At 47.4% G+C, this 20,745-nt stretch carries 16 protein-coding genes; 7 read left to right on the top strand and 9 right to left on the bottom strand.

Annotated elements, in window-relative coordinates; translation table 11 throughout:
- Positions 1–22 precede the first annotated feature (22 nt).
- Positions 23–1,396, bottom strand: coding sequence for a nicotinate phosphoribosyltransferase (locus tag NDI48_06820; GenBank protein ID MEP0830922.1), 1,374 nt, complete (start codon positions 1,394–1,396; stop codon positions 23–25).
- A gap of 578 nt (positions 1,397–1,974) precedes the next feature.
- Between NDI48_06820 and NDI48_06815 the strand changes: the two genes are divergently transcribed.
- Positions 1,975–3,102 carry a tetratricopeptide repeat protein gene (locus NDI48_06815; protein MEP0830921.1) on the top strand — a complete coding sequence of 376 codons (1,128 nt, stop codon included), beginning with the start codon at positions 1,975–1,977 and terminating at the stop codon, positions 3,100–3,102.
- 13 nt (positions 3,103–3,115) lie between these two features.
- Here NDI48_06815 and NDI48_06810 read toward each other — a convergent pair whose 3' ends face one another.
- On the bottom strand, positions 3,116–3,613 hold the full coding sequence (locus tag NDI48_06810; GenBank protein ID MEP0830920.1) for a hypothetical protein: 498 nt from the start codon (positions 3,611–3,613) through the stop codon (positions 3,116–3,118).
- 402 nt (positions 3,614–4,015) lie between these two features.
- Here NDI48_06810 and NDI48_06805 point away from each other — a divergent pair, with 402 nt between their 5' ends.
- Positions 4,016–4,672: a triacylglycerol lipase gene (locus tag NDI48_06805; GenBank protein MEP0830919.1), complete on the top strand. Its 657-nt coding sequence runs from the start codon at positions 4,016–4,018 to the stop codon at positions 4,670–4,672.
- Between the two features lie 12 nt (positions 4,673–4,684).
- Here the strand turns inward: NDI48_06805 and NDI48_06800 are convergent, their stop codons facing one another.
- Positions 4,685–5,542 carry a pentapeptide repeat-containing protein gene (locus NDI48_06800; GenBank protein MEP0830918.1) on the bottom strand — a complete coding sequence of 286 codons (858 nt, stop codon included), beginning with the start codon at positions 5,540–5,542 and terminating at the stop codon, positions 4,685–4,687.
- A gap of 191 nt (positions 5,543–5,733) precedes the next feature.
- On the opposite strand from NDI48_06800, the gene NDI48_06795 reads away from it, so the two are divergent.
- Together NDI48_06795 and NDI48_06790 are read left to right on the top strand one after the other, a co-directional pair.
- Positions 5,734–6,075: a 2Fe-2S iron-sulfur cluster-binding protein gene (locus NDI48_06795; protein ID MEP0830917.1), complete on the top strand. Its 342-nt coding sequence runs from the start codon at positions 5,734–5,736 to the stop codon at positions 6,073–6,075.
- Positions 6,076–6,139: 64 nt separating this feature from the next.
- Positions 6,140–6,586, top strand: coding sequence for a hypothetical protein (locus NDI48_06790; protein ID MEP0830916.1), 447 nt, complete (start codon positions 6,140–6,142; stop codon positions 6,584–6,586).
- 115 nt (positions 6,587–6,701) lie between these two features.
- Here the strand turns inward: NDI48_06790 and cobN are convergent, their stop codons facing one another.
- Positions 6,702–10,661 carry a cobaltochelatase subunit CobN gene (gene cobN / locus NDI48_06785; GenBank protein ID MEP0830915.1) on the bottom strand — a complete coding sequence of 1,320 codons (3,960 nt, stop codon included), beginning with the start codon at positions 10,659–10,661 and terminating at the stop codon, positions 6,702–6,704.
- Between the two features lie 166 nt (positions 10,662–10,827).
- Here cobN and NDI48_06780 point away from each other — a divergent pair, with 166 nt between their 5' ends.
- Positions 10,828–13,221 carry an ATP-binding protein gene (locus NDI48_06780; GenBank protein ID MEP0830914.1) on the top strand — a complete coding sequence of 798 codons (2,394 nt, stop codon included), beginning with the start codon at positions 10,828–10,830 and terminating at the stop codon, positions 13,219–13,221.
- An 89-nt stretch (positions 13,222–13,310) separates the two neighbouring features.
- Here the strand turns inward: NDI48_06780 and NDI48_06775 are convergent, their stop codons facing one another.
- From NDI48_06775 to NDI48_06755, 5 genes are all read right to left on the bottom strand, one after another.
- Entirely contained in the window at positions 13,311–13,697 is a 387-nt protein-coding gene (locus NDI48_06775) for a response regulator (protein MEP0830913.1), read from the bottom strand.
- Between the two features lie 141 nt (positions 13,698–13,838).
- On the bottom strand, positions 13,839–14,108 hold the full coding sequence (locus tag NDI48_06770; protein MEP0830912.1) for a hypothetical protein: 270 nt from the start codon (positions 14,106–14,108) through the stop codon (positions 13,839–13,841).
- A gap of 266 nt (positions 14,109–14,374) precedes the next feature.
- Positions 14,375–15,961: a mucoidy inhibitor MuiA family protein gene (locus tag NDI48_06765; GenBank protein MEP0830911.1), complete on the bottom strand. Its 1,587-nt coding sequence runs from the start codon at positions 15,959–15,961 to the stop codon at positions 14,375–14,377.
- A gap of 50 nt (positions 15,962–16,011) precedes the next feature.
- Positions 16,012–16,626 carry a hypothetical protein gene (locus NDI48_06760; GenBank protein ID MEP0830910.1) on the bottom strand — a complete coding sequence of 205 codons (615 nt, stop codon included), beginning with the start codon at positions 16,624–16,626 and terminating at the stop codon, positions 16,012–16,014.
- Positions 16,627–16,700: 74 nt separating this feature from the next.
- The gene (locus NDI48_06755; GenBank protein ID MEP0830909.1) at positions 16,701–18,992 is read right to left on the bottom strand and encodes a mucoidy inhibitor MuiA family protein; all 2,292 of its coding nucleotides are present in this window, start codon (positions 18,990–18,992) and stop codon (positions 16,701–16,703) included.
- 324 nt (positions 18,993–19,316) lie between these two features.
- On the opposite strand from NDI48_06755, the gene NDI48_06750 reads away from it, so the two are divergent.
- The gene (locus NDI48_06750; protein ID MEP0830908.1) at positions 19,317–20,015 is read left to right on the top strand and encodes an N-acetylmannosamine-6-phosphate 2-epimerase; all 699 of its coding nucleotides are present in this window, start codon (positions 19,317–19,319) and stop codon (positions 20,013–20,015) included.
- Between the two features lie 162 nt (positions 20,016–20,177).
- Complete coding sequence (locus NDI48_06745; protein MEP0830907.1) at positions 20,178–20,711, top strand: hypothetical protein; 534 nt, start codon at positions 20,178–20,180, stop codon at positions 20,709–20,711.
- Positions 20,712–20,745 lie beyond the last annotated feature (34 nt).

Raw genomic sequence — 20,745 nt, 5'->3', positions numbered from 1 at the left:
GGAAAGATAAGGTGCTAACTTGCTAACGTGTTAACTGGCTAATCTGTCTGTGCTGAGTCGCTTGAGTTAGCTGCAAAAGATGATCAGAGATTTGTACGGCGAGGGGAGTTGGGTCATTAAGTTGGCGGATTGAGGTAGAAAGTGTTGCCACAGAGGCCGCTGTGCGCTGGGAAATTTCTGTTAAAGGTTCCGGTGGCTGTACCCGTTGACCTTGTTTCATCACCAATTGCAACAAAGGCTGCTCATTGGGCTGAGGGGCTTCCCAGAAGAGTGCTAATCGGTCTTGGATGAGCTTCCCATTGACAATTTGGCGATAGATTTGCTTGCGTCCCGGATAAGTGGCTTTGTTAATTGTTTCCTTCATCGTGGCAATGCCATCAATTTCGACCAGCTTATAGATTCCATTCACGGGCGTTCCGGTAACCAGTCGCGTTCCCAGTCCATAGCCATCGATGCAAGCTCCTTCTTGTTTGAGTCTGGCAATTTCATACTCATCCAAATCACCACTGGCAAAGATTGTCGCATTAGGAAGAAGCGATCGCACTTTTTGGGACAAAGTCACTAAATCCCCAGAATCCAAGCGCACACCCGCCACTTGGATTTCGCCAGCTTTTTCCCGTTGTGCCAAATTCTCTGCCGCGGTGATCGTATCGTAGGTATCGATTAACAAGGCCGCATTGGGAAAGTAGCGATAGAACGCACTAAAAGCATCCTGCTCACTGCCTTCTATGGCTGCGATCGCCATCACCAAGGCATGAGCCATTGTCCCGCTTGGCTTGCGCCCTAACTTCAGCGCCGCCAGCACATTTGAGGTTGCATCCAACCCCGCCGCCATTGCCGCCCGCGCTGCCCATATAGAACCTTGAGGGCTAAACGCCCGCCTCGTCCCAAACTCCAGTAACTTCGCCTCAGGCCCTGCCACATCTCGCATCCGTGCGGCTCGTGTCGCCACTAAAGTCTGATAGTTAATCGTATTCAACAGATATGTTTCCACAATCTGCGCCTGCCACAGGGGGGCATCCACCCGCAACAATGGCTCCGACGCAAAAATGGCTGTTCCCTCTGGTACCGCCCAGATATCGCCTGTAAACCGCCCCTCCGCCAGGATTGACCAGAATTGTTCCGGAGCTTCCGCAAAAATGCCTGTGGCTTGTAAAGCCTCCAACTGGTTTTTAGTGAAACGAAACTTTTCCAGGTATGCCAGCGCCTGTGCTAGCCCCATGGCAATCAGATAGCCAAATCCCTTGGGTAACTGCCGCACAAATAGCTCAAAGGAGGCGGGTCGAGCAAAAAGACCTTCGCCCGTATAGCAAGCTGCCATCGTGAGCTGGTAAAGGTCAGTCAACAGACTGTAATCTTCAGGGCCGAGTATCAGTTCCTGGTCTTCAATATTCATAGTTACAGGAAGATGGTTCGGGTGCAGGCAGAGTCCTCGCGGGCAAGTGTTGTTTGCGCCGTTAAGAGTGAGTCTATGGTTTTAATTATAGTAGAATTCACCAAAAAGCAAGGGATTCAACCCTAGTTTGGCCTGTCTAACGTTCCGAGCCAAGAGGACGCCTGATACCCAATCCGTTTCGATAACCCTTATTCCCCTCATACGAGGATGGGGCCGGAGATTCTACAATGATGGGGGAACGGGGGAAAAAGCCTGCTATCTTTGACTGCAACTGGGTATGAGCACCCAAATAGCTGTGATACATAAACTTTAGAAAACTTTTAATTCACATCGTTTTAAGACGTTTGAAGTGAGACGATGGAGAAAAGAAAAGCTAACTTGATTAGAGTAATTTACAAATAATTTTATAAATTGTAAAAAAATCTTAATGGTTTTTTGACTGAAAAATCACCGTAGCCCTCTTCTACAATGGGAGGGAATGTATAGACTCCCTCTGTCCTCGGAAACTTGAGGCGAGATTCGACTCGCTAGCCCAACAGGAAAACTAGCAAGCGGTGACTACCCACTCCTGAGCCGTCATGATTGACCAAGTGGCTGATGCCTTTGAGCGTAAAGATTATCGAACTGCTGCCCGATTACTCAAGCAGTGGGTCAAACAGGAGCCGAAGAACCTTTGGGTTCAGCTTTATATCGGACGACTGTATGAAGCGACGGGCAAGCAGGAATCGGCTGAAAATGTCTATCGGCAGTTATTACGGGGCACGACTAATCCTAAAATCATATCTCAAGCACGTCAGGGGCTGGGGCGCTTAGAAGCTATGGAGAAAGAGCGACGGCGACAAGCTCTGGCTGAGGCGACGGCTGACCCGAACAGTGGGCAAGTGGGGGTTTTGGTACTGGAACCGCTCCAGGCTGAAACGAAAGCGGAAGCGGTGCAAAAGTTTGCCCACATCATGCAACTCGATGCCTACAGCGCCAGGTTACAGTTACCGATGCGCGGCTGGCGATTGTATCGCACGGGGCCGATGGGAGAACTCAACTTTTATGTTTCATCTCTACGTGAGGCGTCAATTCCTTGCTTTTGTGCCGCGATCGCTGACATCAAAAAAATTAACGTGTTTAACGTTCATTATTTTTCCCCAGAGAGCCAATCTTCTCAACCCACTGTGGTTTGCAAAAACGAGCAGGGACAGTTGGGTTCTCTGACTTTCGACTGGTCAGAAGTCACTCAAAGAGTGGAAGGACTATTGCCGCTGTTTGACCAAGTGGTGGATCGGGATGCGCGTGGCAATTTTAAGCGCAAAACTCAAACCCTGGATTACGTCCAGTTTTGCGACCTGCATTTACCGGAACGAGGGAGTATTCTGCGTTTAGGCGCTCGTAACTATCAGTTCCAGCAGGGACTCGCTCTTTCTCCAAAGCCCCTTGCCGATCAACGCCGGAAGTCAAAAGCGCCTTCGCTCGAACAAGGAACTACCAAAAACAACTGGAATCACTTAGTCGATTTCCTTAACCAAAACTTGCCTCAAGTTCCAGTCGGGTCAGATTTCAAAACCTTTGCCGAAACCGCGATCGATTTTAGAGAAATGCTGGGTAACCTGCCTTCTCATATCGACTTGTTTCGTCGACAAGAGACGCCTTGGGACCCAGCATTTCAGTTGTATAGTGGATTGGTTTTCCTGAAGAATTCTTCTCAGGAAAAATGAAACACCAGAGGTACTAGCGATTCGGTGTTTTAACCTGACGTGCCATATCCCGGAACATCTCCATGTTCGCACCTGGACGACGCCGACTATTGGTAGGCGTGGGCATTAAGTAGTTAGGAGCAAACGTCGATGCAGCTTGAGGTGAAACTTTGCCATTTGTGGCAGGGGCTGGGGGGTTAGGCTGCGCTTGGATCTTTACGGTCTCGTTCCCAGAAGGGACTTCATTAACGGTCGAAGTTTTGGGGCGTTCGAGTGTTGCGACAGCGGATTTAGAAGACGATTCTGCCTGTTTGGCGGGAGCCGCCGCCTTCGCTTTCATAGGTTCCGGCTTCTTGGCTTCAGGAGCTGATGAAGCGCTGCCACTGTCGTCTAGCTCCAAGAAATACCCTTTCGATTTTTTCGCCTTAGGAGCCTTAGGAGCTGACTCACCGTCCTTGGATTTTTTACCACTGAAAAGCCCGCTAAAAAATGCAGCGATTCCGCCGAACAAGTTTTTGATAAAATCAAACATTTACCGATACTCCTGCGCTTTTAGATGAATTTATGTGAGTTGCCAAATATGGAAGAATATTCCGCCATCTTTGATACAAGACTATATATTACGACTGCCAATCCCCGGTGGCTACTTCTAAAATGAAGCTTCCCAAAAGTTGCTGCCAGATTGAATTATGAATTTTTACGGCGACACAGTGCAAGGCTCGTGGGGTCTTCTTTGTAAAACTTTACAATTTGATTGTAACTAGTATACAGGTTTACATTTCGCTGCCGAAAGCGGCTCACATTGTTTATCTATATTTACAATCATCTCATACTTTGATGCCAAACCTAGGCCACTGAGGTAGCTGTACCACATTAGCCCAGTCATAGGTCAACAGATGACTAAGCTTGGATTAAATGAGTTATTTGAGCAATGATGAATGGTGCAAGCGATTACGCGAGGCGTACAAAACCCGAACGCAACCCTGTATTGCTGATTCACGGCATTACCGACACAATCGCCGTCTTTAGCAAAATGGATCCTTATCTGAGCCGACTGGGTTGGTCAGTACATCACTTCAACATGATACCCAACAACGGCGACGGCTGCCTTGACCTATTGGCTAAGCAAGTGGCTGATTATGTGGATCAGAGGTTTGGCCCCACACAACCCATCGATATTGTTGGCTTCAGCATGGGGGGTCTGGTGTCGCGATACTATATACAACGATTGGGAGGCATTGAGCGAGTCAAGCGCTTCGTGAGTATATCGGCTCCCAACAACGGCACTTTGGCCGGTTATCTGTCTTGGCGTCCTGGCTGTACTCAGATGCGTCCAGATAGTGCGTTTTTACAGGATTTGAATCGAGATGCTGTAAATATTTTGGGACGCCTGAACTTTACCGTGATCTGGACGCCTTACGATTTAATCATTGTCCCGTCGAATAGTTCGCAGATGCCCGTGGGGAAAGAGGTGACGGTACCTGTTCGCCTGCATTCCTGGATGTTGACGGATGATCGATGTCTCAAAGCGATAGCGACGGCGCTCTCGGAACCGATTTTAACTCATGCGTCATCATCGTCACGTTTGTAAGCTATTTTATCTTTAACTTACAGAGTGATAGTTCATTTGTCTTGAAAATAAACTGATGAACTCTCCTGGGACAAATTTTCCAGTCATCGGGAGACGAGCTTGATGGTGTGCCTTCAAATAAACATAGTCACAAATCACACCATCAAAGTTTGTGTCACTGTTAGTACGCCAATCTTCTAGCTCAGCACCCGTAAGTCTTGCCTGTTCATAGTTACTACCCAACGCATGAGTATGGCTCAAACTTGCACCACTGAGATTGGCTCTCTTGAAGTTAGCACCACAGAGGTTAGCGCTCTTGAAGTTAACACCGCAGAGGTTAGCACCACTCAGGTTAGCACCACTCAGGTTAGCACCACTCAGGTTGGCTTTACCTAGGTTGGCACCACTCAGGTTAGCATCACTCAGGTTGATATTCCTCAGGTCGGCTTTACTGAGGTTCGCTCTATGGAGATTGACGCCACTGAGGTCGGCTCTATTGAGATTGGCATGGCTAAAATTGGCTTCTTTGAGATTAGCTTCTTTGAGGTTAGCTCCCGTCAAATCAGCCTCACTGAGATTGGTGACAAACAGGTTAGCTCTAGTCAGGTTGGCTTCACTGAGAGCCACTCTAGTGAGGTCGGCTGTTGAGAAATCGGCTAAAAAGAGGTTCGCTCTACTGAGGTTAGCTCCAGTGAGGTCGGCTCCGCTGAGCTTGGCATTAAATAAATCTGCTTCCGATAAATCCGCTCTACACAGGTTGACATATCGGAGGTGAGCTTCTCTCAGGTTGGCTTCTCGGAGATCGGGAATTAAATGATGATTTTTTTCCATCCAAGCATTCCATACATTTACTCCTTGAGCGAGTAATTCAATGTGCTTTTGATTTGTCATCTATCCTGGGGATGGTAATTGGTAGTCTCCGTTACATAGCCTATCACTACTGCCTAAGACTTTCAAAATGTCAAGGGAGAAAATCTAAACAATTCAGAGTAATCTCCAGTAAGCGCAAGCATGGACAGAGTAGTTGAGGATTTCTGGCAAAATTGGCTTAACAGAGAATAGCAGTTATGGAGAAATAACAGATGGCTGTTTATCAAGTCCGGTTAGTCAATCCAACAATCAATCTTGACCGCATCATCTCGGTACCCGATGATCAATATATTCTGGATATGGCAGAGGAAGCGGGTATTCGTTTACCTGCGGGGTGCCGCGAAGGAACCTGTTCCTCATGTATCGCCAAACTAGTCAGTGGTGTGGTGGATCAAAGCGAACAAAAGTTTCTGCAACCATCGGAATTAGCCGATGGGTACACCGTCACCTGCGTCGCTTACCCTCTGTCTGATTGCACTTTAGAAACTCATCAAGAACAAGTCCTCTATAAATCATCCCTCTACTTGAAGACGAATCCAGCTCAAGCTGATTAATTTTCAAAAAACATCATTTTGAATCAGTATCCCTAGCTGCAACCCTCACGACAGAATTTTAAAAATGAGTCGGTTACTCTACGAAAAATCAGTTTCTTATAAAGGTTATTTAATTATTCCTTTCGTTTTGGGAATAGCTGATAGTCAATCTATTTATTCTTATAAATTACTATCTGAATTAGGACATAAAAGTAAATTGCATAAATCAGAGAATCCGGTGGGTATTTATTCGAGTAGTTGGGAGGGGAGTATTACAGTTGCCAAAGAACATCTCGATAAGAATTCAGAGGTTGTCAGTAGCGATGATTACTTTAAACGTCGTTATACGTATCAAAACAATTTAATTATTGTCTATGAAACAGGTGGAAAATATTTTTATGACCACTATAAGCCTGAGCATTTAAATAATGTTGCTGCACCCAAAATTTTCAAATCTGAGCAGGAATGTATCAGTTGGATTAAACAGGGACTTGACCGTTCAGCTATCGGTGAAGAAGCTGAAAAGTTATAAGAATAGCCTTAAAGAGGCTGATGCGATCGCCCCGTTCGTAGTGGACGCTTTAGCGCGAAAACGCTGACTCCAAACCCATCAAAATCTAGCTAACCGTTGTGGGATAAGCAACCGATTAGCTCAATGATTGATCGTGAGTACCCTCAATCACCGCCTCCGCTTGCAGTGCGATCGCTCTCAATTTCTCCAAAACTTCCCCCTTCACTTCTTTCCATAACCCTCGTTGATTGGCCTCCAGTAACCGTTCAGCCATATCTCGCAGCGCCCAAGGATTCTTTTGTTGGATAAATTCCTGCACCTTTGGGTCGAATAAATACGCCTCGGCTACACCTTGATACATATGGTCTTCTACACAATAGGTCGTGGCATCATAGGCAAATAAGTAATCGACTGTGGCTGACATTTCAAAAGCACCTTTGTAACCGTGCCGCATTACCCCTTCAATCCACTTCGGATTGACGACACGGGAACGATATACTCGTGCAATTTCTTCTCGTAACTGCCGAACTTTCGGGTTTTCGGGAATGGAATGATCGCCAAAATAAATTGTGGGATTCTTACCCGTTAAAGCCCGCACCGCCGCCGTTAAACCACCTTGGAACTGGTAATAATCATCAGAATCGAATAAATCATGTTCCCGGTTATCTTGATTGTGCAATACAATCTGCATCTGTTTCAAGCGTTGATTAAAGGCTTCAGGTGCGGCTACCCCCTCCAGCCCCGCCTTATTAAGGGGGGGAGCTATTTTCCCCACTTGTTCCTGATTAGAGGAGGGCACTGCTACTTCTCCAGTTCCCCCCCTTGCTAACCGGAGCTTTAGTGAGGAGGGGATAGGGGGGGTACTCGTGTAGGCGTAACTACTCCAATTGATATAAGCGCGGGCGATGTCTTGCTCATCTGTCCAATTTTGGGATTCAATTAAACCTTGTAACCCAGCCCCATAAGCACCGGGTTTAGAGCCAAAGATACGATAGCGCGATCGCACATTTGCCTCCTCCTGACTCAACCCCTGGGATAGCCACATCTCTGCTTCCTGCTGAACTTGGGCAGCTAAAGGATTATCCTCCGGCGGTTCATCCAAAGCGGCAACAGCTACAACGGCTTGGTCAAATAAACTAATTAAGTTAGGAAAGGCATCGCGGAAAAAGCCAGAAATTCGCAACGTTACATCCACACGGGGACGCCCCAAGACTGACACGGGCAGGATTTCAAAATCCACCACTCGACGCGAAGGATAATCCCAAATTGGTTGAACCCCCAATAAGGCTAATGCTTCCGCTAAATCATCACCGCCAGTACGCATGGTTGAGGTTCCCCAAACTGAGAGTCCTAAAGTTTTGGGATATTCACCATTTTCTTGGGTATAGCGCTCAATTAAAACTTCAGCCGCCTTTCGTCCCACAGCCCAAGCTGTTTCTGTGGGAATCGCACGAATATCAACGGAATAAAAGTTGCGTCCTGTGGGTAAGACTTCTGGGCGTCCTCGTGTTGGTGCGCCAGATGGCCCACTTTCGATATATCGCCCATCCAATCCTCGTAACAGTTGGGTAATTTCCTGGTTAGTTTGTTGCAAAGAAGGCAGCAGGCGATCGCATATCCATTCTAATTCTCGTTTTGTTGCCTCTCCCCAAGAATTTTGGACATTGCAATCCCCCCTTTTTATGGGGGGGTAGGGGGGGAGCGAATTTTGGATGAGTTGTTCTACTAAATCAGCAGCTTGTTGCTCTAATTCTTCAATCACGTCACCAACCCTTTGATGACTTTTATCTCCATCTTCTGCATATCCCGCCAAAACCAAAGATAAATCAGCCGTAAGTGGGTCGAAATCCAATCCCCAATCTTGAGCCAAGGCACGAGTTAAACCCATGCGGTCATTCCCTGGGTGACGGGCAATAGCTACAATCAAATCTCGCAATTGACGCCCATCTGGACATTGCCCAAAAATATGAAGACCATCTCTAATTTGGGCTTCCTTCAATTCACAAAGATAGCCATCAATCCGATTTTGGATATTGGAATCTGGGTTTTGGATTTCGTCGGTTTCAATGCCTAAATCTTGGTGGAGATTTTCTTGGAGGATGAGTTGGGTAATGCGATCGCTAATCACACCCAATCGCTTAGGATCTAAACTTTGCGCCTCATAATACTCATCCATCAATCCTTCCAACTTTTGCAACGGGCCATACAACTGTGCACGAGTCATCGGCGGTGTCAAGTGGTCAATAATCACCGCTTGCGAACGACGCTTTGCCTGAGACCCCTCACCCGGATCATTCACAATAAAGGGATATAAATGAGGCATTGCCCCCAACGCCACCTCTGGATAACACTTACCCGACAGCGCCACACTCTTACCCGGCAACCACTCCAAATTTCCATGCTTCCCCACATGCACCACCGCCTGCATCCCAAAATGCTGCCGCAGCCAATAATAAAACGCCAGATAAGCATGAGTCGGCTCCAAATCCGGCGCATGATAATTCAAACTAGGGTCAACATCATACCCACGCGACGGCTGAATCCCAACAAACACATTCCCCAACTCAATCCCTGAAATTGCAAACGCCGAACAGCCATCCCCTCTCTTCCCCTCCTCCTCCGCGTTCTCTGCGCCTCTGTGGTTCGTTTCACCCACAAACCCCCATCGCTCACCAATACCCCTCTGAACCTCCGGAGGCAACCCCTGAAAATACCCCCCATACTCTTCCCAAGACAACTCCTGCCTAACCAACCGAAAATCCCGCCCTTCCGGGTCATTCGTCACCCCAGCCGTCAGCCGCCCAATCAACTCCTCCCCCGTTTCCGGAACATCCTCAACCCGATAACCAGCCTGCTGCAACCCCTTCAGAATCTCCACACAGCTAGCAGGCGTATCCAATCCCACACCATTAGCAAGGCGTCCATCGCGATTCGGGTAATTTGCCAAAATCAGAGCAATGCGTCGTTCAGCCGGTGGAGTTTGCCGCAATCGTACCCAACTCGCTGCTAAATCAGTGACAAAATTAATCCGACAAGGCACTGGCTCATAAACCACCACATCCGTTTCCAAATCAGGGTTCCAGGATTGCACCGACTTAAACGAAACCGCACGGCTGATGATACGCCCATCCACCTCTGGCAGCGCCACATTCATCGCCGTATCACGGGCTGTAAGTCCCTGAAACTGAGAATCCCATTGTTCTACCGTGCCGCTACTGAGGATAACCTGCAACACTGGCACATCCAGACGCTTCCACAACTCCAACTGAGGGGTTTCCGCGTCCAATTTCGCTAGAGAAAAACTGGTTGTATTAAGTAACAGTTCAATTCCAGAACCCTCTTGCGGCTGAAAATACGTCAACAATTCCGCTTGCACATCCGGGTCACGTAACGAAGAGACAAATATAGGTACAGGTTCCAACTGTCGCTTGGCTAAAGCTTGACAAAGTGCATCAATGGGTGTGGTATTTCCCGCCAAGTAATGAGCACGGTAGAACAGAATCCCAACTTTGGCCTTTGTGCTTTGCTCCTGACTCCTGACCTCTGACTCCTGATAAAGCCCAACACGAGGCACAGGTTTTGGCGCTGGTGGATGGTAAGTTTGCTCCAGACAGACATCCGCAACAAATTTAAGGGCATTCACAAAATTCTCCACACCCCCTTCCGTGAGATATCGCCAGACCTGATTAACAGTTGCCAGTGATACTGTAGAGTGACTCATGAGATCGGGATCGGGGCGGTCATCTCCAGGCAGTACGACCAAGGCAGCACCCGTTTGCTGCACCGTGTCTAGCACCACTTCTAATCCATAAGACCAGTAGGCACGTCCCCCCAAGATCCGTAAAATAATGATCTGAGCAGACGCTAAGACATTTTCTGCATAGGTATCAATCGTGAGTTGCTGCTGCAACTGCAACAGATTGACCACCCGTAGTCCAGGGAAACCCACTGGTAATTGAGATGTTGATGCTGCCAGAGTCTGAATATCTGTGTCCGCTGCTGTAAGGAAAACGATAGGTGCTGCTGACTGTTCAATGAAAATGACGCCTTCTGCTTGAGGGTTCCACCCTCCTGGCGTTGCGGCGATACGGTGCATGGTGTTGTCCTCTGGCTTCGTCGAATGACAAGTGCAATGTGTTATCTCTTGTTTTAGTCTGCGGGTAGAAGCTAATGATAAAGATTGAAGAATATATTACAACTGGGTCACCAAGTCTCGAATAGCATCAACGAAGGGAGAGAAGCGTCACACATAGACCAAAGCAATGCCTATAGTGGGTGATCCAAGATTCAGCCGAACGTTGCCATTGGCTATGTTTGAGCGGCTGCAACAGGTATTACAGCAGATGAAGTCCAGACTCGGTGAGGGAGCTTTACTCCTGACCGATGAGAGTCTATCTCAGAGCGCAACGGCTCCGGAATCTGAGACTCAGCGGTTTGCTGTTCTGCTGTCATTACGATTCAGTGTACTTCTAGTCGGGGAACCGCAAGAGCCAGAGTCGGTGGCTGAGTATGATGCTAAGTCGAGATTGTATCAGGTTGGGTTGACCTTCGAGCCGAGGGCGATCGCTTCCTTCCTCACCCAACTGAGTCATCGTGCTAGCCACCATCGTATGGCCCTGAACAAGCTGCATCAATCCCAGACTCGTCTGCGAACGAATGATCCAACCCTTCAGACGGAATTTACACTCTCATTGTTGGAAATCTTGGCTTCTGCTGAAACCAGTGACTCCGCCGATTGCCCTGTGGCCGTCTGTCAACCCTTGGTCGAGGAGGCACTGTGCCAACAAATTGAGCAGGAACGACTCCTCAATCAGGTCACAACCCAAATTCGCCAAAGCTTGGAGTTACCAGTCATTCTGGAAACAGCCGTTGAGCAATTGCGACATTTTCTCCAGGTTGATCGACTGTTAATCTATCAATTTGATCAATTCAATTGTGTCTCTGCCATCTACCAAGATGACATTTCCTCAACACAAGACAAGACAGCATCATTAAATTTACGTCTTACCTCTCAAGGGCCACTCCTCAACTCTACAGTCTACTGGGGTCGTGTTACCTACGAAGCTAGATCTTCCGATGCGATTTCTTCCGTCCTGAATTTTGTGGAAAAGGAAGATTGCTTACTTAAGGTACCGAATTGTAGAACGAAATATGGCCAAGGACTAACTTTAAGCATTGATGATGTCGAAGCTGCTTACCCAGCGTCTTCTTGCATCTTAGACCTGATGCGACGTTATCAGGTTCGCGCTAAGTTAGTTACACCCATTATCGTTCAGGAAAAGCTCTGGGGGCTACTCATTGCCAACCAGTGTTTTCAGCCGCGCCATTGGCTAGAGAGTGAAAAAATATTTCTCCAGCAGATTGCAGAACATCTTGCTGTCGCCATTCACCAAGCCCAGTTGTATGCTCAGTTACAGCAGCAAAAAACGACTCTCGAACGACGAGTAATCGAGCGCACACAAGAACTTCGCGATATCTTGCAAGCCGCTCAAGCCGCTGATCGAGCGAAGAGTGAATTCCTGGCTACAATGAGTCATGAATTACGGACGCCTCTGACCTGTGTGATTGGGATGTCGGCGACGCTATTACGCTGGTCTTTTGGTCAGGAAGGCACACAACAAGTTCCTTTGCAAAAACAGCGACGCTATTTGAAAACGATTCAAGAAAGTGGGGAACACTTATTAGAGCTGATCAACGATATTTTGGATTTATCTCAAGTGGAGGCAGGGAAAGCTGTTTTGAACATCAGCGAGTTTTCTCTGAGCAACTTGGCTCACCAAACAATCAGAACTTTTCAAGAAAAAGCCGACCTTCGTCAACTCAAGTTGGGAATAGATTTGCAAGTTAAATCACATGGTATGAACGGCACACTGCGGCAGGAAGATCGCTTTTGTGCCGATCAACGCCGGGTTAAGCAAATTTTGTTTAATCTCTTAGGCAATGCCATCAAATTTACTCCCTCAGGGGGTAAGGTTATTTTACGGATCTGGCGAGAGCAGAATTGGGTTGTCTTTCAAGTTGAAGACACGGGTATCGGTATTGCCGAAGAACACCTACCTTTACTTTTTCAAAAGTTTCAGCAGTTAGAAACGGTATATCAGCGCAACTATGAAGGAACAGGTCTGGGTTTAGCGTTGACGAAACAGTTGGTAGAACTCCACGGAGGACGTATTGAAGTTGAATCTGTAGTGGGTGAGGGTTCTTATTTTACAGTTTGGTTGCCCAATCAACCTTTAGCTTCTTCTACCTCCAGCAAAGACGCTGCTCTTCAAAAGAACAATTTCATAGTTCAAGGCAGCATTGTCTTAGTGGAAGATCAGGAAGAAAGTGCGACGTCGATCTGCGAAATTCTCACCGCCGCAGGTTACCATGTTGTCTGGCTGATTGATGGTTCCACAGCCTTCCAGCAAATTGAATTGCTCCAACCCAATGCTGTAATTGTCGATTGGCAATTACGGGGTATGGATGGTTATGAGATCACCCATTGCCTACGTAACTCCCCTTCCACTCAACAAATCAAAATTCTCGCTTTAACCATGTCCACCATCACTGAAGACCAAGAAGACGAACTTAGTGCATTTATTGATGATTACTTGCTCAAACCTGTCGAACCTGTACAGTTATTACAGCAAGTGACAGCCTTGATGGCCAAGTAGCTCTCTTTGATTGCCCTAGTTAGAGAATCCTACCAACCAGACCTTGGACAAAGCAATGCACTGGACTCAATCTAACAAGTAGGTTCAATCTAAGGTACTGATTTCTTTTTTTTTGGTAACAACTGATAAATGGTGTTGATCAGTTCTTGATGATGGCAAAGCTTAGAGAGGTAAGCATCAGCTCCAGACTTGTTCCCCTTGCTCAAAGCGTTAAACTCTTGTTCTTGCCCAGAATACATTAACACAGGTAAATGCTGAGTTCTTTGATTCGACTTTAGTCGTTGACAAACCTCATAGCCATTCATTCGTGGCATAAGAATATCTAAAATTACCAGTACTGGAGAGGTAGATTGAACTCGCTCCAGTGCTTCGACGCCATCATTCGCCACAATTACATCTAGCCCAATCTTTTTGAGCAGTTTGGAGATGATGAGTTGTTGGGTTGGGTCGTCGTCTACAACAAGTGCTAGGCACATAGGTAATTTCCCCTGTTAGTTTTGGTCATTCCCTCTGTTATCCCTATCACTTAGTTTTTGTGATATAACGACAAGTATCTGTGAAGCTTCCATGAAATGATGTAAAGATTTGATGAGTACTACAATCTTTATGCTCATCTCTCAACCCCAGAAACTTGCGCCCTTGGGTTGTTGGTCAGCGATTGCACCTGCTTCTATCAGCTTAAGTAATGTAGGAATATTAAAATTGTTCAAAGCTTTGCACAATTCTTCAAACTGGGCATATTTATTCAAGCTATAGGATGTACCTTCACTTAAGCCTAAGATTCGACAAAACTCCGCGTAGTCGGTCTCCCAGTGAAGACTATTTAGAGATTGAATTAATGTTTTAATTTCTAAATAACTTAGCCCGGTAATTGCACAAGTTGCCATAGTCGGTCTGTGATCTTTTGCGTTAGAGGGAATAGATTAAGGAAGCTCTAAGACCCGTAAGCAAGGCTGTACACGTTCACTGTCTCTGCGAAGACTGTGTTGTACTTAACAAATTCAACTTCTCACGAAACTCTGCCTCCAACAGTGATGGCATCCTGTTGCAGTTCGTGAAATTAACGCTATTTTTTTGTGACGGCAAATAATTCATCCCGGTGACGGGATACTGCCAGAGCATGTGATTTCGATCACTAGGCTCCTGGAAGCATTTAGAAGCCTTGAACCTCTGGAGCGGCTGAAACTTTATAGACTAAAGTCGCCTGAAGTTGAGAGTAGGGTTCTAGGGTGAAATTCCACGTACAGAAGCCATTCTCATCCGGTTGGATGCCGTCTGTGGTTTTTGGCGCAATCATTTCCACCTTGACCTGCTCCAACTCCGAAACGGGTACGCGTTCTGTGGTTTTAATCGTCCTTGACTCTGCTCCAATATTCGAGAGAAATAACTGAATCGTAGTTGTGACGCTATTCCACTTCGTGAGATGGTCTTGTTTCCTTTTCTGGGTTGTCGTGCGTTGCACACGCATCGCCCCATCTGGCCCCCAGCCTAAGGCAAACTTCTCGCCCGGTGCGATAAATCCGAGCGATGTCTTGCCGACAAACTCGGATGAGCGCACTAAATCCACTGGCCCTGCCAGAATGGGGAATTGGGCGGTATTCGTCTGCTCACTTTTAAGGACAACCTGACACGACAGTTCTGGCATCAAGACATACTCCACCTCTGCTTCTGAGGAGAAAGAGAAGATGGGAACCCGGTAGGGACGACCATCAGAGGGAATCGTCGCTTTATTAGTAGGTCGTAGGTTGCGGACTTCACCGCCATCATCTACACCTGGTAGCTCAACGGTACCCGGTGTCGCACCTGCACCGAGTCCGATAGTTTGAATTTTTTGGTCACGAGTTTCTAAGGTAATTTGTTTGGATTTTTCCCGCACATTCAACGGGTCATCGGCAAGTAAGGGGGGTTCAGTACCCAGGGAAGCACGGGCGGTGGAAAAGACTAAATCCACATTATTCCAATCTTCACCAGTGCGCTGCCATACACAACCATCGACGCGAAAGGAGAGAGAGGGCTTTTCTTGTAACAGCAGACGGGCTTGGTGCCACGGTCGCCACATTGCATTGGGAACCACGTAGTCGAAAGCAATTTCATAGTCTCCTGCTTGAGAAATCATTAAATCGGCTTCGATGTGGGCAGTGTAGAGCAGTTCAGGGCTGGACAGGGCGCGGATTCGGCTGCCTAAGTCATTAATCTGCTCCCTTAACTTTTCCTGATTGTGATAACCGTTCAAAATTTCGCCACGCAGTTCGCGCAACTGCTTAAATAAGGTTTGAAATTGGTCACGCCAAGATTTGGGGTCGAGTTGTCCCCAAACGGCATCGATGGGGAGTTCCTGCAAACTATGCGCCAAGATGGTGCAAACTTGCTCAAAGGAATACTGTTGATGTTGGCGGTCTTCGGTAAGATTGTCGAAGGTGTTTTGCAGCGATCGCAATTCTGCCAACAAGGCTTTAATTTCTTCGGGTCGTTCCTCCTCCAACACTCGCATCTGACGGCGAACGCGAACATCGTCTATTCTTGCCCCTGGATAGTCTCCAGTAAATTCGGCACGTAGCGATTTATCGGAAAGTACGGGTGCAACGTTCTCGACTTTAATTCGCCATAATCCTTGTGTTAGGTTAACTTGACCCACTCGCCGCACTAAGGCGCGGTCTTCTAGGAGCGTGACGATTGATACCGGTGCATCGAGGGTGAGTTGTTGAATGGTGTTTGGCGATTGCCCAATGGCTTGCATCATGAATATTGTTTCCTCTGGATTACAGTTCGTCTTGACTGCTGAGGGCTAAATTAGTTTGAAGCATTATCGAGGAAGAGTTCGTCGAAGAGTGATTCCAAGTCTTCTAGAGAGGGAATGTCCTCGTCCAAATCGGACGCGATATGTGCTGACTCTTGTAGAGTTACGTCGCTAACATTACAACACTTCGTTCTGCCAACTTCTAGCCGATTTTTACCTCGCGATTGATGGCTCAATCCATGAAGGTGTGCCACAAGAGCTGCCCGAATTGGCTCGATTTCTGATATCACTTGCTTAGCTTGATCATCCTTTAAGTTAGAGGGCTGCCGCAGTTGTTCGATTAACGATTTGAGGCGGTAAAACACCTGCATTAATAGGTCTTTTAGCTTTTGGTCAATCTTGATCGAACCCTGTTGCTGGATAACTTTCAGACAATCGACTAAGCAAAAACCCGTTTTATGAATGCTGTTGATATAAAGGCTACTGATGGGTAGCAAGTTAGCTCCGCCCACAATTCCGCAACGTGCAGCGCGGAATAACTCACTCACGATTTCTGGGTCTTCAATCGTACTTTGCAACTTCAATAAATGATGCTCGATGATAGCAAGATGGTTTTGAGCATCCTCAATGTAATAGTCCATGATTTGTTGTAGGTGTTCCGACTGCATAGCGAATGTCCCTAGTAGATGCTCGATTTTTACTTCAACACAACATCGCTCAAGTAATTGCGCCAAAGACTCAGTTATTCCCGTCGATTTCCACCGATGAGCTCACTATCCACAAACGTCTTAATGGTGTACTGTAACGCTAGCTTTGTTTGCTCACCACCACGCACTTGCACTCGCCAGCGATAACCTCCGCGAATCGGTGTACCGCGTTCCTGTTGTTCATATTTCTCCCACTCAGGTGAGACGCGATCAATTTGCACGTCAACCTTGGCATCTGCGTCAGGGATGGGAATTCGTTCCCGCACCTCAATTCGAGCCTCTCTGGGTAGACGGTTGGCAATATCAATTTGAATGTTGTGGCGCAATTCGTTAAAAGCAACAAGGGTTTCACCGGAACGAACTTCCTGATAACTCGTGTTCCGGGCTACTTTGATGGCTTGCTCAACCCCCAGACCTAACTCCATCTGTCCCTTGGGTGGCACTGTAGTAATATTAGTCGATAAAATATACTCGCCATCTACATAGACATCCGCAGGGCCAGCGAGTAAGGGGGCTTGTAGCGGGTTCTTGAGTTGGGCAATGCGGAAAACGTTGGTATCCTCGCGGGGCACCACCACATAGCGCAAATCCACGTCTGTCGAGTTGCTCGTCAGGGCGACGGAATGAAATTCACCATCTGAAGGGACATCCACTCGTCCATCAGCGTTGTAAGCATAGTCAAAGGAACCTGCAACTGTTCGCACATTAATCCCGCCAGGAGGAAGATGGACGAAACTGCAATTTTGTGCATTAGATACAGCCTGTTGCACTACGGTGATGACATCGAAGCTAACAACAACGTTTCGGCGCTGGAGGATTTCTAAATAGACTTCTTGCCGTTGCTCAATGGACAACTTACCGCGTTGGGTTGGTTCATCGGCGGCTCCCATCCGCATTAAGCTATAGGCAAGCAGATTGGTTAAAGTGTCTTCCTCTTCGCTCACTTGTGCTCGTTGGTATTCGTGGAATTGTACAGATTTCTCGGCTCTGAAAGCGCCTCTTGGTGAAGAGGGAGCTGCTGAAGGCATACTCTTGAAGCTTCTGGCTTCTTGCAATGGGTCGATCATGCCTGGAGAAATCAAGGTGATATCAAATTCATCCAGTGGTGCAGAAGATTCATCGGTTGTTAACTCGGCTCGCTGCCGTCTCGTCTGCTGGGATAAGGAAGCTTTGCGGAGTTCCTGACTTCTCTCAAAGATTTCTTGTGTATCCAAGAGTGACTGACTCATTTTTTGTGGGACTTGTGTGGCCTCAATTCCCTGAGGTTCCACAACTTCTATAGCCAAATCGGGTAACGGTGGCACGGTTGGGGAAGAGATATCTGTGAGGATAGAGTGTTCTGATAAAGTAGACAGTGCTACCTGTTTCTGCCGATCAAAGTCCTCAAACAAAATCTCAGCACCAACTGGAGGAAGACGCCAGCCCGATTTTTTTAACCTGGGTTGAGCACGCCCAAGCCGTAGAGAGGGCAACTCCGGCAACTCACACCAAGCTAAGGGTTGAGCCGTAGAAAGTTCCAAGCTTACTCCCGACCAATCCTCACCCGTGCGCTGACAAATTAAGGCTCGTACTGCTAGTGTTGCCTGATTTCCCGCACTATCGAGACGGCAAATATAAGTGGGTGTCCAACGCGCCCCAGGAACAAAATACTCTACAATTAACCGTTGCCCTGCCAGCGTACTGACTTCATCCTGGTAACTCAACCGGACAACCGCTGTCTTGCGAAGCTCATGGGGACGAACCTCCCTGGCAGAAGAAGCACGAGCCTGTTTTTGCAGTAAGTCGTTGAGATGTTCCCTCGCTTGGCGTAACTTTTCCTCCGTTTCCCGCTTTTCTTGGATGCGGGCACGAACTTGTTCGTCCTTAAAGTTAGTCAAGGCGAGTCTAGCACTCAGGGGCGAAGGCGGGGGAGCTTTCCCTTTTTCCCCATCGGGGCGTTCTGGTACATCTAACTGATAGAGGATGGCAATTTCATTTTCAATTAAAGCGATCGCATCCTCCATGCGTTGTACCTCAGCCTTCGCTTCCCGCACTTCCTCATCAGTTGGTGAATTTTGTACCGCTTGGCGGGGGGGAACAGCTAAACCAATCCGAACATCGGTGGCAATTGCCGTACTCACATCCAACTCTGCTTCCACACGCACCCGAACGCTGCTATCATCCAGTGCTAGAGGTAATCCCGCCATTTCAACATGTTCTGGGATTTCGCCTGCGCCTAGCTGTAAGTCGGCGACACGGGTAACCGTTGCACCCGCCGCATAGACTTTTACTTTGTCAATTCTGGAAGTCACTTGTGCGTAGACGCTTGGCCTCTTATCGTCAGACATTACCATATTCTTCAGGGCTTAATGGATGGCGTTTTCCAGCCTCTATTTCTATATCTCTTCAGGGAAGAGAGGATATGCAAAAAATTTGCAGTAACTTGAGCCGTGATGCTCCCTGGTGTGCGAACTCGGTAGCCTGTGTTTTCTTGACTCTCCCCTCCGATTTAGCTCCCCCTAACTCTCCCTTAAAAAGGGGACTTTGGCAGAATTTTTGCCACTTCTTAACCGAAACTTTAAGGAGGAGGACTGCGGGGAGGGAAGGGTGGGAAAATACGCCCTAGGGTTAAAATTGCTCGTCAATATCCCTCATCCCTTCCAATCTCTAGTATGGTAGCGAATTCTAACAGTCTAATTCAGAGTTTTTTGAATGGTTTAATTGTTTCTTGTCAAGCCCCTATTGACTCACCTTTACACGACCCATTGGTGATTGCCGCTATGGCACAGGCGTCTGTGAATCAGGGCGCTGTGGGAGTGCGGATTGATACACCCGCTCATGTCGAGGCAGTACGCAGGCAATGTCCAACAACTCCAATTATTGGGTTGTGGAAACAGCAGTTATCAGGGTCGGACGTTTATATTACTCCTCAGTTTCACCATGCAGAAGCGATCGCATCGGCGGGTGCGGATATCATTGCAATTGATGCGACATTACGCAAACGTCCTGGAGGAGAAACAGTTGAGACGATCATTGCTCGAATTCACAATGAACTCGGCAAGTGGGTGATGGCAGATGTGGATACGATTGAGAATGCGATCGCATCCCAAAAAGCAGGTGCGGATATCGTCGGTACCACTCTCTATGGCTACACGGCTCAAACTCAACACCTCTCTCCCCCAGGCTTTGACTTGCTCAGTCAGAGCGTAGAGCAGTTGGATGTTCCCGTCATTTGTGAAGGCGGTATCGCCTCACCCCAAATGGCTCAAGAAGCCCTGAAACGAGGAGCCTATGCTGTTGTGGTAGGCACGGCGATTACTGGCATCGATTTGCAAGTCAAAGCTTATCAAAAAGCGATCTTAGCTGTCTGATGATTGGCGAGATTTACGGCTTGTCTTCGAGTCACCACAGATGGTCGGGATTAGGAGTATGCCAGAGTTACCCATAGAAAATTAGCGGTGTGAATCCAACTAAGTATAAAATTGCCCTGTGGAATAATGTAGGTTGAGATTTGTTGCGTTTGCAGTCTCTCAATGTCAAAAAAGACCCAGTTAATTAGCGCAGTCCTTGCCAGTACCGCACTGTTGTTGACTCTTGCCCCTCAAGGTGAGCCAATGGCTCAAGAGGCACCCCTGTCCATATTTCTCCTTAGGCAACCGTGTGTTAATACAGGAATTGGTAACTGGTTGCGTCGGACTGAAGATGTTTCTGTCGGTAGAGCGGTTTACACATCAAGGTTATTTATGGGGCCGGGGAATCGTGCTGCCTCAATGACGTGTAAACTTCAACCGAATGAGCGAGGAGTAATCTTTCAACGGCTGAGGTTATCATTTGGAATGCGCGACAACGACAGAGGTAGTCCTCCAGTTAATGTCAACATTTACTTGGATGGGCAAAGGGCTGAAGCTAGAACTGTTTCTCCGGGACAAGGAGAAGTTGTAACGTTAGATGTCACGCCCACTAGTAATGTGGCGATTGAAACTATTTGTTCTAATCAATACAAATATTGCGATCGCGTTTATTTCTGGGAAGCAGAGCTAGAATATCCACCGATTCTTCAGAAATAAGGAGCGCTATTGTCAAAACTAAAGATAGCGAGTA

This window comes from Microcoleus sp. AS-A8 (genome assembly GCA_039962225.1).
Lineage (GTDB): Bacteria > Cyanobacteriota > Cyanobacteriia > Cyanobacteriales > Coleofasciculaceae > Allocoleopsis.
This window is presented reverse-complemented; position numbering and strand designations above follow the sequence as displayed.

What these genes read in the sequence shown, in the direction of transcription:
- NDI48_06765 (MEP0830911.1), bottom strand. Translation starts at nt 15,961, where the DNA reads ATGATGCAAGCCATTGGGCAATCGCCAAACACCATTCAACAACTCACC.
- cobN (MEP0830915.1), bottom strand. Translation starts at nt 10,661, where the DNA reads ATGCACCGTATCGCCGCAACGCCAGGAGGGTGGAACCCTCAAGCAGAA.
- NDI48_06805 (MEP0830919.1), top strand. Translation starts at nt 4,016, where the DNA reads ATGAATGGTGCAAGCGATTACGCGAGGCGTACAAAACCCGAACGCAAC.
- NDI48_06770 (MEP0830912.1), bottom strand. Translation starts at nt 14,108, where the DNA reads ATGGCAACTTGTGCAATTACCGGGCTAAGTTATTTAGAAATTAAAACA.
- NDI48_06790 (MEP0830916.1), top strand. Translation starts at nt 6,140, where the DNA reads ATGAGTCGGTTACTCTACGAAAAATCAGTTTCTTATAAAGGTTATTTA.
- NDI48_06780 (MEP0830914.1), top strand. Translation starts at nt 10,828, where the DNA reads ATGCCTATAGTGGGTGATCCAAGATTCAGCCGAACGTTGCCATTGGCT.
- NDI48_06745 (MEP0830907.1), top strand. Translation starts at nt 20,178, where the DNA reads ATGTCAAAAAAGACCCAGTTAATTAGCGCAGTCCTTGCCAGTACCGCA.
- NDI48_06815 (MEP0830921.1), top strand. Translation starts at nt 1,975, where the DNA reads ATGATTGACCAAGTGGCTGATGCCTTTGAGCGTAAAGATTATCGAACT.
- NDI48_06800 (MEP0830918.1), bottom strand. Translation starts at nt 5,542, where the DNA reads ATGACAAATCAAAAGCACATTGAATTACTCGCTCAAGGAGTAAATGTA.
- NDI48_06810 (MEP0830920.1), bottom strand. Translation starts at nt 3,613, where the DNA reads ATGTTTGATTTTATCAAAAACTTGTTCGGCGGAATCGCTGCATTTTTT.
- NDI48_06775 (MEP0830913.1), bottom strand. Translation starts at nt 13,697, where the DNA reads ATGTGCCTAGCACTTGTTGTAGACGACGACCCAACCCAACAACTCATC.
- NDI48_06795 (MEP0830917.1), top strand. Translation starts at nt 5,734, where the DNA reads ATGGCTGTTTATCAAGTCCGGTTAGTCAATCCAACAATCAATCTTGAC.
- NDI48_06755 (MEP0830909.1), bottom strand. Translation starts at nt 18,992, where the DNA reads ATGTCTGACGATAAGAGGCCAAGCGTCTACGCACAAGTGACTTCCAGA.
- NDI48_06760 (MEP0830910.1), bottom strand. Translation starts at nt 16,626, where the DNA reads ATGCAGTCGGAACACCTACAACAAATCATGGACTATTACATTGAGGAT.
- NDI48_06750 (MEP0830908.1), top strand. Translation starts at nt 19,317, where the DNA reads ATGGTAGCGAATTCTAACAGTCTAATTCAGAGTTTTTTGAATGGTTTA.
- NDI48_06820 (MEP0830922.1), bottom strand. Translation starts at nt 1,396, where the DNA reads ATGAATATTGAAGACCAGGAACTGATACTCGGCCCTGAAGATTACAGT.